We start from the raw sequence: 15,897 nt of genomic DNA, 5'->3' as shown, positions 1-15,897 counted from the left end.
GTCAGCTCCCGAGGCCGAGTTCGCGCGCCAGCGCGTCGATGCGGGCGAGCGCGGCGTCGTCCTTGCCGAAATGGTCGCGCGCATCGGCGGCGGCGGCCTTCGCCTTGTCGGCGTCGCCGAGCACGGTCCAGGCACGCATGAGCCGCAGCCAGCCCTCGAGGTCGTCGCCATCCTCGGCGAGCCGCGCGGAAAGGCGCTCGACCATACCGCGGATCATCTGGCTGCGCTGTTCGGGGGTCATATCCTCGGCCGCCGCGACATCGGCGGCGCCGGGGCCCGGCATCTGCGCGGTCTGCGGCGCCGGCGCGGTGGCGCCGACCCGGGCCAGCGCGGCATGGACGAGCGGAAGCCAGGGCGCGCCGGCCGGCGAATCCGCGGCGAGCGCGCTCCAGTAGGCGGCGGCCTCGGCGGTCTTGCCGTCCTGCTCGGCGGCGAGGCCGAGGAAATAGCGTGCCTTGGGGTCTTTCGGGTCCTGCGCCAGCGCCTGCTGGAAGGCGGCGGAGGCTTCCGCCGTCACCACGCCGTCGGCGTCGGCGACCATCGCCTCGCCGAGCCCGCTCTGCCGCGACGGGCTGGAGCCGAGCAGGCGGATCGCGTTGGACCAGGCGCGCACGGCGTCGGAGGTGCGCCCGATCCGCAGGTAGATCGGCGCGATCACCTCATAGCCGCGCCCGTCGTCGGGATTGGCTTCGAGATGCTCCTCGACCTTGCGGATCAGCACCGCGACGTCGGCCTCCTCGGGCCGCGCGTTGAGGCGCGCTGCTAGTGGCTGGGGGGAAAGCTGGGGCGAGCCGAGCAGGATGTAGAGCGTACCCGCCAGCACCGGCACGCCGATAAGCGCGATCAGCGCCGCGGCCCGCCGGCGGCCGACATTGCCGGCGGAGGCGGCCCGCGTCGCGTGCACTTCCGCGGAGGCACGCAGGATGCGGCGCGCCACCTCGGCGCGGGCGGCCTCGCCCTCGCCCTCGCCGATCAGCCCGGCGGTGCGGTCGCGCTCGATTTCGGCAAGCTGGTCGCGATAGACAGCAAGGTCCGCCTCGGCCGCGCTCGCGGCCTCGGGCGCCGCGCCGGCACCCGTGCGCAACGGCCACAGCACCGCCAGGATGGCGGCGCCGGTCATCAGCGAGAAGGCGATCCACAGCAACATTAGTCTTCCTCTAATGCGCTGAGTTAGCCGACCGGCACGGCGCCGCCAATCCGTATCACCCTCAGTCGGATCGCCGCAGCCTCGCCCAATGGGCGGAACTGCGGCGCCGTCTCACGCGAGCGTGATGCGAATCGGCTCCGCGTCAGCCGGCGACCGGCGACCAGGTGCCGTCCGGGTTGCGGCAGGCGGTGCCGCGCGCGGTCTGCGGCTGGCCGTCGACGTAGATGGTGTGGGTGAATTCGCGGCAGCGGGGCGAGCCGCCGCGCGCATAGGTGGGACCGGGCACGATGGTGCCGTAGGCGCCGCTGTCGCCGCGCCAGCTCACCGGCGCGCCGGGCGAGCCATATTCGAGCGCCTGCGTCTGCGCGGCCTGCGCACGCTGGCGATCCTGATCGTCGAGCGCGCTGCCGATGGCGGTGCCGACCAGCCCGCCGATCGCCGCACCCGCCAGCGTCGCACCGGTGTTGCCACCCGCGATCTGGCCGATGACGCCGCCCGCCAGCGCGCCGACCGCCGCGCCCCCGACCGTGTTCGGGTTGTCCTGGGGGGAGCAGCCGGCGAGGAGCCCGCCGATAAGGCCGACGGCGACAAGGTGGTAAGCGCGCATGAAACTGTTTCCTCCAGCTCGGTCACGAAACGTGCGTGGCACGAAGCGGTAGGAATAGGGCGAAACCGGGGCTCCGTCACCCGGGTCACGCGGCCGGCAGGCGCACCATGCAGCGCAGCCCGCCGATGGGCGAACGGGCGAAGTCGAGCCGCCCGCCATAGAGGGATACCAGCTCGGAGACGATGGAAAGGCCGAGCCCCGAGCCCGGCTTGGTCTCGTCGAGCCGCTTGCCACGCTTCAGCGCCTCGGCCTGCTGCTCGGCGGTCAGGCCCGGCCCGTCATCATCGATGACGATCTCGAAGAAGTCGCGCCGGCCGGCCACGCCGGGCACCGGCACCACTGCGATCTCCACCAGCGAGCGGGCCCATTTGCAGCCATTGTCCACCAGGTTGCCGAGAATCTCCTCGAGGTCCTGGCGCTCGCCGCGGAAGCGCACGCGCGGCGCGACCTCGGCCTCCACCGCCACCCCCTTGGACCGGTAGACCTTGGCGAGCGTGCCCGCCAGCTTCTCGACCACCGGCCCGACATCCTCCACCGTCGAGACCACCGAGGCCCGGGCGGCCATGCGCGCGCGTTCGAGATGATGGGCGACCTGCCCCTTCATCATCTCGGCCTGCTCGGCCACCTTGGCGGCCAGCGGGTCGCCGGCGACGGCCGCCCGCGCGGCCTCGTTCTGCAGCACCGAGATCGGCGTCTTGAGTGCGTGGGCGAGATTGCCGACATGGGTGCGCGCGCGCTCGACGATCTCGCGATTGGCCTCGATCAGCCCGTTCACCTCGGCGACCAGCGGCGCGATCTCGACCGGAAAGTCGCCGGCGATCCGGTCCGCCCGCCCCACCCGAACCTCGTGCAGCGCCACCCGCATGCGCCTGAGCGGGCGAAGGCCGAACAGCACCTGGAACACGAGGGTGAGCAGGAAGGCAAGGCCGAGCACGGCCAGCGTCGCGGCGAGCGCGCGGTCGAAGCCCGCCACCTCGTCCTCGATCTCGCCGGCGTCGGCGGCCACCGAGACCGCGTAGCGCCCGTCCTCGCCGAGGTCGACGGTGCGCTCGACGAGGCGCAGATTCTGCTCCTCGGGGCCCTTGGCGTAGCTGTAGCGCATGCCGGTCAGGTCGGCCTTGGAGCCGCTCTTGAACAGCATCGGCAGCTTTCCCTCGGGCAGTGAGCGCGAGGTCTTCACCTGCGTCGCCGGCCCGTCGATGCGGGCGATCTGCCAGTACCAGCCGGAAATGGGGAAGTTGAACAGCGGATCGCCGAGCGTGGTCGGCTCGGGCATGGTGCCGGCCGGCGCGTTGGCGACGTCGGCGACGATCGTCTTCAGATAGACGTCGAGCCGCTGATCGAAGGAGCGCTCCACCGCGTCGCGATAGATGGAGGACAGCGCGAAGCCGGTGACCAGCAGCACCAGCGCGCTCACCACGGTCGCCGAGATGAAGAGGCGTAGGGCGAGCGAGCCGGCGCGCATCAGCGCGGCGCCTCCGGCGGCGTGAGCAGGTAGCCGAGCCCGCGCACGGTCTGGATCACCTCGATGCCGAGCTTCTTGCGCAGCCGCCCGACGAACACCTCGATGGTGTTCGAATCGCGGTCGAAGTCCTGATCGTAGAGATGCTCGACCAGCTCCGTGCGCGAGACCACCCGCCCGGCATGGTGCATCAGATAGGCGAGCAGGCGGTGCTCGTGCGAGGTCAGCTTCACCTGCCGCCCGTCGACCGTCACCCGCCCGGAGCGGGTGTCGAGCATCACCGGCCCGCAGCTCAGCTCGCTGGCGGCGTGGCCGGCCGAGCGGCGCAGCAGCGCCCGGATGCGCGCCAGCACCTCCTCCATGTGGAAGGGCTTGGCGACATAGTCGTCGGCGCCGGCATCGAAGCCCTGCACCTTGTCGCTCCAGCGGTCGCGCGCGGTGAGGATGAGGACCGGCATCTTGCGGTCGCCGCGCCGCCACGCCTCCAGCACCGACAGCCCGTCCATCTTCGGCAGGCCGATGTCGAGCACCACGGCGTCATAGGGCTCGGTATCGCCGAGATAGTGGCCCTCCTCGCCATCATAGGCGCGGTCGACCACATAGCCGGCCTCGACAAGGGCCTCATACATCTGGCGGTTCAGGTCGGGATCGTCCTCGACGACGAGCAGGCGCAACCTCTTGCTCCTCACGGCAACGCCGCGCGGCGCGCGCGGCGCGCGGAGAATGCCATCGCCGGGCGCCGATGTCAGGTCGGCGCCTCGCCGCGCCAGCCGCACAGTTCGCGGCCCACCGCATTGTGCGCCTTCACCTGGCGGATCGTGGCGTCAGTGTCGGCGCTGGCCCAGCTTATGGCGCGGAAGGCGCCGCAGGCGCCCCTAGTCGCGGCGGAAGGCGTCGTCGTCGCGCAGCCGGCGATCGTCAGCGTCGCGCCGCTCAGCAGCAGCACGCGCGCGATCAGCGCGTAGAATCGTGTCGGACACATCGCGTTCTCCCTCGGCCACACAGGCGGCGCGCCCGTCGGACCTTCCTTTCGCATAGAGACCGCCCGCCACGGCGAGCGCGAGCAGCAGCAGCCCCGCCGCCCGCGCCGCGGGGCTGGCGAGAAGGCCGAGCAGCGCCGTCATGCGAGGCTCTCCCCGGCCCGGATGCGCGCCATCGCGGCGTGCAGCGTCAGCGCCACGCCGGCCAGCATCAGCGCGGCGAAGGTCCATTTCAGCGGCTCGGCGACTCCCGCGAGCGGAGCCAGCCGGTCGGCCTGTTCGGCGATGATCGCCGCCAGCCCGCCGGTGCCCGCGATCAGGCCGCCCGCGCCCTCGCGCGTCCGGCCGAGCCGCAGGTCCGAGGGGCGCGCCTTGGCCGCCGTCGAAGGATCCGAGACGACGGCGGGAGGTTGCAGCCGTCCGGTAGAGCCCCGCGCCATCCCGGCAGCCGTCTCGCGCACCTCGGCGACGCGCCGGGTCCAGCCGGCGCCGAAAGTGCGGAAGGTCTTCAGTCCGCGCAGCATGGCGAGGCGGCGGTCGCACACCGCGTCGATTGTCTCGACGGGTTCGGCCGCCCGCACCGCGGACAGTGTCGCCTCCCCGACGATGCCATCGGCCGCCGCACCGACGGCGCGCTGCAGCCATTTCGCGGCCTGCGCGGGACCGGAGTTCACCGCGGCGTCGAACACGCAATAATCGACGCCCGCCGGCAGGTCGTCGCCGCGGATCGCGTCCCAGTACTGCGCCCGGTAGATCGCCGTGACTTCGTCGTCGCCGATCCGGCGCACGCTGCGCGCCGCCAGCCCCCGGCGCCGGCGCCAGCCGTTATAGACGCGCTGGGTGATCCCCTTCATCGTCGCCCCGCCGGGGTCGGCGGGCAGGTCGGCATAGCCGCCCTCATGGACGAGCACGCGCTTGAGCGCCTCGTCGAAGCTCGACGCGGTCATGGCAGTCTCCGGTTGCGGGGAACGGAAATGAAAGGGCCGCCGGCAGGCGGCCGTCGTTTGATCGGCCGGTTCGATGTGGTCTAATGGCCGGCGCCGGCGGGTGCCCGACCTGCCGGCGCACCGCTGTACCCGGGGGCCGACGGCCTCGTCGTCGAACCGTCAGGCGCCGATGACCAGGAAGACGCCGAATATCCGACGACCTCGATCGCTGTCAGCATCGTGGGCCGCGCCCGCATCGTGGGCCGCGCCGTCGTCGGGGGTTCGGCGGCGGAGCTCGTCCATCACCTCCCCAGCGCGCTCGCGTGGACCGGGAACCGCTGAAGCGGCGGCATGCGTGCGTGTCTCCACCTCTCAGCCTTGCAGCGCCCGCCGGTCGTCGGCACGCGGCGTGCAAGGCCCCGCCGGCGCCAGCTGATCGGTTGGCATCCGGCCATTGCATGGCGCCAAGGTGAGTGAAGGAATGATCTCCCGCATACCCCTCCTGATGACCGTCGCCCTGGCACTGGGCATCGCCGCCGCGACGGTGGTGCCGATCTGGCTCCGCCCGCACCTGTCGTCGTCGGCCGATGTCGAACGCGCTCTCGCCTTCGCGCTCCTGGGCGTGTCGATGGGATGGCTGTTCCCGCGCCGGTGGCTGCTGCCGCTCGCCATCGGCCTCGGCTACGCCGTCGCCCTCGAACTCGCCCAGGAGCTGATCCCCACGCGCCACGCGCAGGTGCACGACGCCGCCATAAAGGCGGCGGCGTTCGTGGTCGGCATGCTGATCAGCCGCGTCGCCGCCGCCCGGCCCTGGAAATAGCGCCGGCGGGAGCGACCCTCTTCATAAAGACGAAGGACCCGTCAGGCCGCGAACTGATAGGCGCCGATCGAGGGCGGGCTGGCGAACGGCTTGCCGTCCTTGTCCGCCGTCACTCCCTCCACGGCCACGCCGGCCGTAACACAGGGCGAGCCGGACTGCAGGCGGAAGTCGGTGCCGGCGCTCACGAACAGCGGGTTCGCCGCAACGTCGTGGGCCCCGGCGGTAACGCCCGCCGTGCCGTTGTTGAAGTAGGGCGTGGTGCAGTTGTAGAGGCAGTCATAGTCGTTATCGAGCGTCGCCGTGGTGTCGCTCGAACGGTAGTCGTGGCCGCGCGAGAACCCGGTGATGATGTTGTTCCGGGACGTCACATTGCCCGTCAGCGAGCGGATCGCCGAGCGCGAGGAGATGATGGCCGAGCCGTAGAACGTGTTGTTGAACACGTTCACAGTCGGCCGGTTCTCCGGCGTGGCGATCCCGACATTGCCGATCTGAAGCGCATAGCCGGCAAGGTCGTCGGCGCCGGGCACGTAGATCACGTTGGACGTGAAATTGTGCGTGCCCCCGACCTGGTTGGTGATCGAGAGGATGAACAGTTCCTGGGCATTGTTGCGCAGGAAGCAGCGGTCGGTGTCGACCGAGGCGCTCGACTGGTTGGAGATGCCGGACTTCTCGTTGTCCCGGATGTCACAGCGGCGGATGAAGCCGGTCGTGTAGTCGTGGAAGGAAATGCCGTCGCCGCGCCCGCCCGAAAGCGTGCGCGCGCCGCCATTGCGCCGAACGACGCAATCCTCGATCCGGGCGATCGAGGCCGTGCCATGGGCGCCGAAGCCGTCATTCGAGTTGTAGCTGAGGTCGCACATGCTGACCTCGACCCCGACCGAGCCGCCCGTCGCCTCGAACCCGTTGTTCGGGCCGAACCAGGAGGCGATGCCCTCGACCACGGAATAGTCCGAGCCGGTGTTGAACTGGATGTTGTCGTCGGTCCCGCTGGCGGGAATCTCGATCAGCATCCCGGCCGGGTCGCCGCCGACGTCGATATAGACGCTGGTGCCGCTCACCCCGAAGCCGCCGGCACCGGGGGTCGTCGGCGTGCTGGTGTTGACGATCAGCTTGGTGACGGTGTCGCCGCCCGAGAGGACGAACACGTTCTGCGCGGCGTAGCCGATGTCCTTCGCATAGACCGTGCCGGAGCTGTTCGCCCAGCCCGACGTGTGGCGGACCGACCTGGCGACGATCGGCCTGTAGCCCGCCCCATAGGCGCCGATGTGCACGTTGGCGGTCAGCAGCAGGCTCTCGCGCAGCATGTTGCTGTAGAGCGTCTCGCCGCGGACGAAGCCGATGCGCATGCCCGCTTCCACCGGCACGTCGCCCCAGGCCGCCTTGGCCGCGCCCGGTGTCCGGCCGGAGTTGAGCGCCGACCCGTTCACCGGGTCGACGTAGTAGTCGAAGGGCGTGAGGATGGCGGCCGCCCGGCTCGCCACCGACGCGAGGGAAATTCCGAGACCGAAACTCATGACTGGGTCGCTCCGGAAATGGCCCACACCGCGCTCGCATCGTCGGCATTGGCGACGCAGTGCCAGACGATCAGCCCCTTCTCGAGGCTGCGGCTGTGGTCGTAGGGATGAGCGAGGCTGGCGCCCGAGGCGGCGACGAGCTGGATCGTCGAACCCTCCGGCGAGAAGGCGACGCCGCCATAGCCGGCCGGCGTGTCGTTCGGCAGGGTGACGTCCACCTCGCCGGCGACGCTCACAGTGCCGACCCCGGCATGGGTCACGTGGTCGAAGGTGATGTCGTCGCCGATCGCGTAGGCGGGCGTGGCGGCTGTCACCAGCGGGCCGAGCCAGGAACCGGCCGGCGCGCCGCCCCAGCCGCCTTCGGTCTTCGGGCCCCAGAGGTCGAGGGTCAGGTTGTCGATGTAGCGATCGCCGCTCTCGCCGGTGCCCGCATCCGGTGCGCCGTCGCCGGTCAGCAGCGAGTAGCCGGACGGGCCCTGGATGCCGGGCACCTGCACCAGCGCCATCTCGGCGCCGAGATATTCGCCCGCGCCGCCGACGGTGATGGAGCCCGCCGCCACCTTCTGGCGCTCGGCGCCGGTGATGGCGTACATGTCGACCAGCGTGTGCTGGCCCAGCGGAAGCTCGTTCACGAAGCTGCCGACATCGTCGATCCGGCAGCCCTCGACGTCGCCCTCGCCGTTGGGCTCCAGCAGCGACAGGCCGCCCTCGTCGGCGCTCGACAGCACGAAGGGCGCCAGCGGGCCGGATTCCGGCGTGATCGTGAGCTCGATCTCCTTGCCGGTGAAGTCGTAATCCTCCAGCCGGATCTCCGGCAGGGGCGCATTGGTGTTCCAGTGCAGCGGAATCTGAATCGTCGCGGTCATGTCAGTTCACCGTGTGGATGATGAGACCAGGCGTGGTGCCGGTGGCGAGGACGCGCCGGACCAGGAATTCGAGCACGCTCACCAGCCCCACCGGCACCGGCAGGGTCAGCGGCTCGCCATCGGCGGCGTCCAGGGGAAGGATCGAGACCTCGGCGCTCTCCAGCGCGGCCGGCGCGAACACGCGGATGCGCGCATAGCGCTCGAGGTCGGCGTCGTCGCTCGGCGTCACCGCCGCCCCGGCACGGCCGAGGCTGGTGGGCGAGACGGCGCTTCCGCGCCAGGGGTCCCTGGCGGGATCGTAGGGCATGGCAGGCTCCCGATGGTTCAGATGGCGAAGGCGAGCGTGGTGAGGACGAGCCGCACCCGCCCGCCGGTGAAGGCGCTGCCCACGGCGCTCACGCGCACCGGGGTGTCGGCGTAGAAGGCCTGCGGCCCGATCACGCCGATATTGGTCGAGCCGGCCGCGGCCCCGAGCGAGCCGCCGAACTTGGAGGTCTCGGCCGCGGTGCCGACGTCGTAGGCGCCGGCCCCGGTCACGGCGAGGAGGGTGCGGCTGGCGACGCCGAGGCAGATCGTCCGGTTGGGAATGACCAGCGCGGTCGAAACCGACGACCCGGCGAGGTCGACCTCGATCTCGCTGGCGCGCAGCGTCACCATCCCGCCCGAGGGTGTGCCGGCGAGAAGGTCGGACCACTCCGTCCCGGTATGGACCAGCGTCAGGCGCTCGGCCGTGACATAGGCGCGCCAGCCCGCGCGCGGCGCTAGGAAGCGCCAGCCCGCGTCGTAGAGCGCGATCTCGCCGTCATGGCCGGCCCATTCGCCGCCCGCCCCGGCCGCCACCAGATGGCGGTCGCCCGCCGCCGGCGCGCCAGGCGGGGTGGTGCGGCCGCGGTCGAGGACGGCGAGCTGGGTCGCCGCGTCGAGCAGCACCAGCGCCTCGTTGTGGGTGACGTGCTTTTGCGCCTGCGCCGCCGCGATCAGCGGCAGCGCCAGCAGGGGGGTGGTCTCGCTCATGGGGGCTCCGTTGGTGAATGGCGGGCCGGCCGGTCACAGCCGCACCCGCGTCTCCAGCGCCGTGCCGGGGCCGACGCTCGCCGACACCTGGGCGATGCGCACGTCGAGATAGCTCTGCGGGGCGCCGAAATCGGCCAGTTCGTCCGCAGCCGCATAGACGACCGGCGGCGCGCCGACGGTGGCGGAGCGCACCACGTCCGTCCCGTTCAGCAGTTCGACCCGATAGGCTTCGCTGGCCTCGCCGAGCGGCACCTCGACCAGTTCCCAGGAATCGCCGTCGATGCGCGTGCGCCGGATCCAGCTCAGCTCGATGCCGGCCTCGGTGCGGCGGGCGCGGGCATGCACCGGCGCGAGCGGCAGCAGCGCCGCAGGGCCGATCGAGGCCGAGACCTCGCTCACCGCCGCATCGCCATGGTCGCGGTCGGCCCGCCCGACGCGGTAGGTGAGGCTGCGCCCGAGCAGATCGAGGCCGGTCGCGACCGGCACAAGATTGGCGTCGAGCCACACCAGCCGCGTCCCCGCCGGCCAGGATGCGCGCGAGCGTGCCTCGGTGCCGAGCTGGCCGCGCAGCAGTCCCGTCAGTCGCCAGCGCGAGGCGCCGATCAGCTCGGCATCCTGGAACTGCAGGATCTCGACGCCGCCATCGGGCGCGCACAGCACCAGTGCGTTGGCCCCGCCCAGCACCGCCTCGTCGCTGGCGGCGGCAAGCGCCCCGCCATAGAGCTCGACATCGAGGCTGGCGCCGCGGTTCCAGTGCCAGTTCGGCCCCGGCGCAAGTTCCGTCAGGGTCTCACCCATCGGGCTCGCCGCCGCGACGGTCTCGATCCGCTCGAAGCTCGCCCCGTCGAGACTGCGCCACACCGCCAGAGCGCCCGGCCAGGGCGCGGCGAAGGCGGCGAGATGCGCCAGCACCGGCGCCGGGTCGGAGGAGGACAGCGTCGGCAGGCCCATCACCAGCGCCTCGGGCGGGCCCGCGGCCGCCGGCAGCGTGATGGTCGCCGTGCGGGACGAGCGCACCGCCAGCGCGAACACGCTCGGGTCGATGCCGCGCGCGCTCAGGAGGCGCGCCTCGCGATCCTCGATCTCGGTGATCTCGAGCAGCCGCGAGCGCCCGTCGCGGTCGAGCCGCAGTACGTCGCCAGGCTCCAGCGCGAGAAAGGACGGCGGCAGCGCGAAGCGCACGCTCTCGCGCCCCGCCCAGGCGTCCTGCAGTGCCATTTCGGCGAGCCCGCTCGCCAGCCCGCTCGGGGCGACCATGGCGATGTCGAGCGCGCTGTCGGCCCTCGCCTGCCCGGCGAGGCGGCGCGAGCCGGTGGTGATGCGCCGGTAGTCGGCCGTGCCGTCGACGAAGCTCAGCGTCATCGAGCGCGGCAGTTCGCTCTCGGCGGTACGGGTGAAGCTCGGCGCCGGCACGTCCTCGCCGGTGGCGATGTCGTCGTCGCCGACGACCGCCACCGCGGCCCCGCCGCGCGGCACCAGCCGCAGCGTCGGGCCGTCGCCGACGAGGTCGAAGGCGAAGGCCGTCGCGAGCGGCTCCAGCGCCGCGCGCACGCTCATCGGCCGGTCGACCACATAGCCGTCCACCACGCCGCGCAGGGTCGAGCTGTCCAGCCCCGCGATGCCGAAATCGGCCGCGAGCTGCGCGCACAGCTCGGCCAGCGGCGCCGCGCCGAGCCGGCCGGAAAGCCAGTGCCCGGTCTCCCAGTTGGCCCCGTCCGCCCACACCTCGCGCGCCAGCGGAAACACCGGGTAAGGCCGCGCGTCCCAGGTCCAGGCGTAGAGCGAATCCGCCTCCAGCATGCGCCCGGAAGGCAGGCCGGCCGGCGGGTTGGCCGCCGTGGTGGCGAAGGCGTCCAGCGTTGCCTCGAGATGGCGGCGCTGCATCAGGTCGTCGCGCTGGCCGTTGGAGAAGGGCGGCAGGCCGCTTTCCACCGACTTCGGGTCGGGAAAGACGCTCGGCCGGTTGGCACCCTTGTCGACCGCGGCGCAGCCGAACTCGGTCAGCCGCACCGGCTTCGAACCTGGCACCCAGGCGGTCGGCGTCGCCGAGCGTACCCCGCCGGCACGCTCGTGATGCGCGCTGGCCCACCAGGCGGCGATGTCCTTCTGCCGGAACACCCACGGCTCGCCATAGGCCCCGTCGGTGATCGGCACCCGGCTCTGCGTCAGCCGCGCCGTGTCGTCGGGGTAGTACCAGTCGAAGCCCTCGCCCCCGCGCACATTGGCGGCGAGATAGGCGCGGTCGTAGCCGCTCTCGAAATCCGCCGCATCGAGATGGGCGTCGCCGTCGCGCCAGTCGGCGACCGGCGCGTACCAGTCGATGCCGACAAAATCGATCGCGGGCGAGGCCCAGAGCGGGTCGAGCGGGAAGCGCACCTCTGCCCCGCCGTCCAGCACATGGGTCGTGTATTCGGTCCAGTCGGCCGCGTAGCCGACCTTGGTGCCGGCCCCGACCACCGCCTTCACCTGCGCCGCCAGCGCGGCATAGGCATCGACCGCCGGATAGACGCCCGACGCCGAGCGCACCCGCGTCAGCGCCGCCATCTCCGAGCCGATCAGGATCGCCTCGACCCCGCCGGCCAGCACGGCGAGCTTGGCGTAATGCAGCGCCATGCGGCGCAGCGTCCATTCCTCCGGCCCGGAATAGATCACCTGCCCGCCGGCGATCGCGTAATCGGAAGCCGCCGCGCTGCCGAACAGCGCCGCCACCTGCGCGCCCGCCGTCGCCGTCGCGTCCGGCGAGCCCGGCCGGCCCGGCGCCGGGTCGCAGGTGATGCGCCCGCGCCAGGGATAGGTCGGCTGAGCTCCCGCCCCGCTCCAGGGGTCCGGCAGCGTGTTGCCGACCGGCACGTCCATCATCACGAACGGGTAGAGCGTGACCGCGAGCCCGCGCGCGTTCAGCCGCTGGATCGCCCGCACCACGCTTTCGTCGGAGGGCGTGCCGCCATAGGCCGGGCGGCCGCCATACTGACTCACGAGGTACGCGCCAGCGCGGATCTCGCCCGCCACCTTCCATTTCACCTCGTCGGTGGCGCTAGCCGGCTTGTCGCGCCGCTCGACGCCCGGGCGCACCCGGCATTGGCCGGCCCGCAGGTCGTCGCCGAACCACGACACCACCAGCGCCACCCGCCTGAGGTTCGGGCACAGCGCCAGCAGATGATCGAGCGCGGCCTCGAAATCGGTATCGGCGAGCGTGGTGTGCCGGTTCTCCGGCTCATAGACGCCGGGGCGCTCGACGCGGCGGATCTCGCGCGTGTCGTAGCCGAACTCGGTCGCGCCGGGGATCAGCGTCACCGCGGTGATGCGCTTCTCCAGCTCGCCCACCGCACGCTCGACCTCGACCGTGATCTGCGGCAAGCGGTTGCCGAAATCGCCCAGCGCCAGGCGCTCGAACACCAGATAGGCGAGCCCGCGATAGGCCGGCGGCGCGCCTTCGATCGCCTCGATCAGCGGGTCGGGAAGCTGGCCCTCGCCGCCGGTGTGGACCCTCAGCGTCAGGCCCTGCGTGTCGAGCGGCTGGCCGTCGGCCCAGATGCGCGCGATCCGGTTCACCGGCCCCTCGCACAGGCCGACCGCGAAGCTGGCGAAATAGGCGTAGGTCGTCGTGGTGGTGCTGGGGCCGAAGCTGGTGCCACCCTTGCCGCCGGACTGCACCTGCGTCGACACCACCTCCTCCACCGGCGCTGCCCAGATCACCTGCCCGGACAGCCGCGCGCGGCCGTACAGGCGTGGGATCGGCGCGCCCTCGGTCGAGGTCATGGTGCCGATGTCGTCGAGGCGCGGACCCTCGATGCGCCGCCCGCGCGTGAACAGCATGTTGTCGAGCGCGGCGCCGCCGAGCGCGCCGATGGCGCGTCCCGCCACGGCCCCGATCGGGCCGAGCAGCGCCCCGCCGACCGCGGCCCCCGCCGCGCCGAGAAGAAGTGTGGCCATCGTGTTTTCCGTTCATGCGCCGAGGCGGGTTGGATCGCCCCGGGGATCAGGTCCCGGGAAAGGCGAAGGCGAAGGCGAGCCGCCGGCGCCACCAGGGGGCGAGGAACACCTCCGCCACCGCCGCCCCGTCATGGGCGTGGACCATGCGTTCGGGCGTTACCAGGATCGCGGCATGCTTGGCCGGCAGGTGGTCGCGCCAGCGGAACAGCAGCACGTCGCCCGGCGCGATCGCCTCCACCGCCACCGGCACGAGGTGGCGCCGGCCGGCTTCCATCATCTGCTCGGCCCGCGTCGCCTCGGCCCAGTCGGGCGCATAGGCGGGAAGCGCCTCCGGCTCGGGGCCGAGCACCTCGCGCCACACCCCGCGCACCAGCCCGAGGCAGTCCGTGCCCGCGCCCTTGCAGGAGGCGCGATGGCGATAGGGCGTGCCGATCCAGTCGCGCGCTTCGGCGACGAGGCGCGCGCGCAGCTCCAGACCCGTCATCTTCACGACTCCCCGGGCTGCGACACCTTCAGCACCGCGTCATTGCCCGGCATGTGCGGGAAGCCGCGGAAGTTCAGCGTGTTGGCGAAGCGGTCGCGGCAGGTCTCGAAGCGCTTGTCGCAGCCCGCCGTCACGGTGAAGGCGTCGCCCGGCGCCACGTCGTCCGGCGGGCGCTGCCACAGCTCGATCCGCACCCCGGCATCGATGCGGTGCCCCTTCACCTCGCTGGCGAAGCCGGCATTGGCGCCGCTGGTGAAATCGAGCCGCCCCTGCGTGAACCAGCCGCTGGCGAAGCCCTCGAGCCCGGAGACGACGAGAAGGCTCGCCCCCTCCACAGCCGCCACCGTCCCGGTGCCGCGATAGGCCGGCGCGTCGAGCGCGATGGCGCAGCGCGCATCGCCGAGATCGGCGTCGCAGCCGGCCGCGAACAGCCGGCCGCGCACGACGTTCAGCCCGGCGGCGAGGCTCCTCAGCTCGGCGACGAAGGCGCCGTTCTCACGGCGCACCTCGCCGATCGTGCCCCGCCGCAGGCTGAGGAAGGCGGCGGGAAAGCTCCAGTCGGCGAGGATGAGTTCGACCTGCGCCCCGTCATAGCGCCCGGCGAGCAGGTCGCCCTCATCGATCAGCTCGGAGGTCAGCGCGGCGGAGAGCTCGCCGCCCCCGACCGCGAAGCCGAGCGCGGAGCGATCCTCGCTGCCGGTGACGCCGCCGCCGGCCCGGAACACCGTGCCGTCGACCACGAGGTCCTCGTCATGCTCGGTGAGGCCGAGCACCGTGCCGTCGATGCGGGTGACGCGCCAGCAGCGCGCGAAGGTGGTCGCCCCGCCCGCGAGCGTCGCGGCCAGCGTCTCGGGAAGCTGCCTCATGGGCGTATCTCCAGGATCGGGATGCGCGGGATCGCCCCCGCCTCGAAAGCGGTGAGGTTCACCTCGAGAAAATCGGTGTCGAAGCGCACCGGCACGTCGAAGGCGAAGCCCGCCGTCACGCTGGCGCCCGCGGGCGGCACGTGGCCGGCGAGGAAGCTCACCGTGCCGGTCGTGGTGTCGAGCGCGAAGGCGCTGCCCGCCACCTGCTCGACCCCGCTCACCGCCACCCGCACCGTGCCGGCGACCGGCTTGGCGATCGGGCGCGGATAGGGTGCATAGGCGCCGCCATAGGTCTTGGCGAGCTGGAACGCGGCCTGCGCCCCGTCGCCGGTGCCGAGCACCTGGTCGAACGGCGTCACGGCGGCGCCCGGCGGGGCGGAGGAATGGTCCAGCCGGTCGTGCCAGCGGAAGCCGTAGAGCCGCCCGCGCCGCTCCTCGAAGAAGGCGACCACGCTCGCGAGCTGGTCGAGCGACTTGACGCCGTAGCCCGCATCCCAGCGCCGGCGCGAATGCTTGAGGCGGGTGTTGCGCTCCTCGCGGCCGGTCAGCGTGGTGACGATCTCTGTCGCCCGCTCCGGCCCGCCCGCCGCGCCGAGCGCGATGTCGAGCGGGAACAGCGTCTCGTGGAAGGCGGCCATCACAGGCTCCTCTCCCCGCGCGTCACGGCGCGGGCGACGAGGCCGGAGAGATAGGCTTCCGAGCGGCGGAACGAGGAAGCGTCAGGCGTCGACACGTTCACCGTCACGTTGACCGTCCGGCCCTGATCCTGCGCCGCGACGCCGAGGCGGCCGTCCGGCCCGCGCCGGAGCGGCAGGATCGCCTCGGCGCCGCTCTCGCCCATCAGGCCCGTGCGGCCGCCAGCGAGCGGGAAATAGCTCGGCGCCGCCACCACACCGCCCTGGGCGAACGGCACGACCCGCCCTCCACCCGGCGCGGCGCCGATCACGCCGCCATTGGCGAAGCCCAGCGTGCCGCCGAGAAGGTTCTGGAACAGCCTGGCCACGCCCTGCTCGATCGGCCGGAATGCGGCGTCGAGCGCCAGTGTGGAGAGCCGCGAGACCAGCGAGCGGAACACGTCGTCCGCCTCGCGCCCCTTCACCGCCGCTCCGGTCAGCGCGTCGCCGACCACGCGGCCGAATCCGCGCGCCAGCCGCTCGGCCTCGGAGAGCTCGCGCCGGAAGGCCGAGGTGTCGGCCGTGATCGCCACGGTGAGCGTGTCGTCGAGGCCGGAATAGGTGTCGGCCATGCGGATCCTCCATCTGCGGATGCGTCGAAGCG

General features: G+C 72.2%; 16 protein-coding genes. 1 reads left to right on the top strand and 15 read right to left on the bottom strand.

Annotated elements, in window-relative coordinates; genetic code table 11:
- Position 1: 1 nt before the first annotated feature.
- The 6 genes from ccmI to NVS83_RS01705 all read right to left on the bottom strand — a co-directional run bounded on the left by ccmI (position 2) and on the right by NVS83_RS01705 (position 5,143).
- Positions 2–1,147, bottom strand: a complete 1,146-nt coding sequence (gene ccmI, locus NVS83_RS01730; protein ID WP_258737772.1) for a c-type cytochrome biogenesis protein CcmI — start codon at positions 1,145–1,147, stop codon at positions 2–4.
- 142 nt (positions 1,148–1,289) lie between these two features.
- The gene (locus NVS83_RS01725) at positions 1,290–1,754 is read right to left on the bottom strand and encodes an RT0821/Lpp0805 family surface protein (RefSeq protein WP_258737771.1); all 465 of its coding nucleotides are present in this window, start codon (positions 1,752–1,754) and stop codon (positions 1,290–1,292) included.
- 85 nt (positions 1,755–1,839) lie between these two features.
- Entirely contained in the window at positions 1,840–3,219 is a 1,380-nt protein-coding gene (locus NVS83_RS01720; RefSeq protein ID WP_258737770.1) for an ATP-binding protein, read from the bottom strand.
- Positions 3,219–3,890 carry a response regulator transcription factor gene (locus tag NVS83_RS01715; RefSeq protein WP_258731115.1) on the bottom strand — a complete coding sequence of 224 codons (672 nt, stop codon included), beginning with the start codon at positions 3,888–3,890 and terminating at the stop codon, positions 3,219–3,221. The genes NVS83_RS01720 and NVS83_RS01715 overlap by 1 nt, the downstream gene beginning before the upstream one ends.
- 71 nt (positions 3,891–3,961) lie before the next feature.
- Positions 3,962–4,198 (bottom strand): hypothetical protein, encoded by a 237-nt coding sequence (locus NVS83_RS01710; protein WP_258737769.1) that lies wholly within the window; start codon positions 4,196–4,198, stop codon positions 3,962–3,964.
- Positions 4,199–4,336: 138 nt separating this feature from the next.
- On the bottom strand, positions 4,337–5,143 hold the full coding sequence (locus tag NVS83_RS01705; RefSeq protein ID WP_258737768.1) for a glycoside hydrolase family 108 protein: 807 nt from the start codon (positions 5,141–5,143) through the stop codon (positions 4,337–4,339).
- A gap of 460 nt (positions 5,144–5,603) precedes the next feature.
- Here NVS83_RS01705 and NVS83_RS01700 point away from each other — a divergent pair, with 460 nt between their 5' ends.
- Positions 5,604–5,942 carry a VanZ family protein gene (locus NVS83_RS01700; RefSeq protein ID WP_258737767.1) on the top strand — a complete coding sequence of 113 codons (339 nt, stop codon included), beginning with the start codon at positions 5,604–5,606 and terminating at the stop codon, positions 5,940–5,942.
- A 41-nt stretch (positions 5,943–5,983) separates the two neighbouring features.
- Here NVS83_RS01700 and NVS83_RS01695 read toward each other — a convergent pair whose 3' ends face one another.
- From NVS83_RS01695 to NVS83_RS01655, 9 genes are read right to left on the bottom strand one after another with little or no spacing between them, the layout of a single operon-like run.
- Positions 5,984–7,456 (bottom strand): right-handed parallel beta-helix repeat-containing protein, encoded by a 1,473-nt coding sequence (locus tag NVS83_RS01695; RefSeq protein WP_258737766.1) that lies wholly within the window; start codon positions 7,454–7,456, stop codon positions 5,984–5,986.
- Positions 7,453–8,322: a hypothetical protein gene (locus NVS83_RS01690; RefSeq protein ID WP_258737765.1), complete on the bottom strand. Its 870-nt coding sequence runs from the start codon at positions 8,320–8,322 to the stop codon at positions 7,453–7,455. Before NVS83_RS01690 ends, NVS83_RS01695 begins: the two co-directional genes overlap by 4 nt.
- Position 8,323: 1 nt before the next feature.
- Positions 8,324–8,629 carry a spike base protein, RCAP_Rcc01079 family gene (locus NVS83_RS01685; protein ID WP_258731122.1) on the bottom strand — a complete coding sequence of 102 codons (306 nt, stop codon included), beginning with the start codon at positions 8,627–8,629 and terminating at the stop codon, positions 8,324–8,326.
- Positions 8,630–8,646: 17 nt separating this feature from the next.
- Positions 8,647–9,336: a DUF2793 domain-containing protein gene (locus NVS83_RS01680; RefSeq protein ID WP_258737764.1), complete on the bottom strand. Its 690-nt coding sequence runs from the start codon at positions 9,334–9,336 to the stop codon at positions 8,647–8,649.
- Between the two features lie 33 nt (positions 9,337–9,369).
- The gene (locus tag NVS83_RS01675; protein WP_258737763.1) at positions 9,370–13,269 is read right to left on the bottom strand and encodes a baseplate multidomain protein megatron; all 3,900 of its coding nucleotides are present in this window, start codon (positions 13,267–13,269) and stop codon (positions 9,370–9,372) included.
- Positions 13,270–13,315: 46 nt separating this feature from the next.
- The gene (locus NVS83_RS01670; RefSeq protein ID WP_258737761.1) at positions 13,316–13,753 is read right to left on the bottom strand and encodes an NlpC/P60 family protein; all 438 of its coding nucleotides are present in this window, start codon (positions 13,751–13,753) and stop codon (positions 13,316–13,318) included.
- A gap of 2 nt (positions 13,754–13,755) precedes the next feature.
- On the bottom strand, positions 13,756–14,619 hold the full coding sequence (locus tag NVS83_RS01665; protein WP_258737760.1) for a phage/gene transfer agent baseplate hub protein: 864 nt from the start codon (positions 14,617–14,619) through the stop codon (positions 13,756–13,758).
- Positions 14,616–15,257: a DUF2460 domain-containing protein gene (locus tag NVS83_RS01660; protein WP_258737759.1), complete on the bottom strand. Its 642-nt coding sequence runs from the start codon at positions 15,255–15,257 to the stop codon at positions 14,616–14,618. The genes NVS83_RS01665 and NVS83_RS01660 overlap by 4 nt, the downstream gene beginning before the upstream one ends.
- Positions 15,257–15,865 (bottom strand): phage tail tape measure protein, encoded by a 609-nt coding sequence (locus NVS83_RS01655; RefSeq protein ID WP_258737758.1) that lies wholly within the window; start codon positions 15,863–15,865, stop codon positions 15,257–15,259. Before NVS83_RS01655 ends, NVS83_RS01660 begins: the two co-directional genes overlap by 1 nt.
- Between the last annotated feature and the right edge of the window lie 32 nt (positions 15,866–15,897).

Source organism: Ancylobacter mangrovi (assembly GCF_024752335.1).
Taxonomy (GTDB): Bacteria; Pseudomonadota; Alphaproteobacteria; order Rhizobiales; family Xanthobacteraceae; genus Ancylobacter; species Ancylobacter mangrovi.
This window is presented reverse-complemented; position numbering and strand designations above follow the sequence as displayed.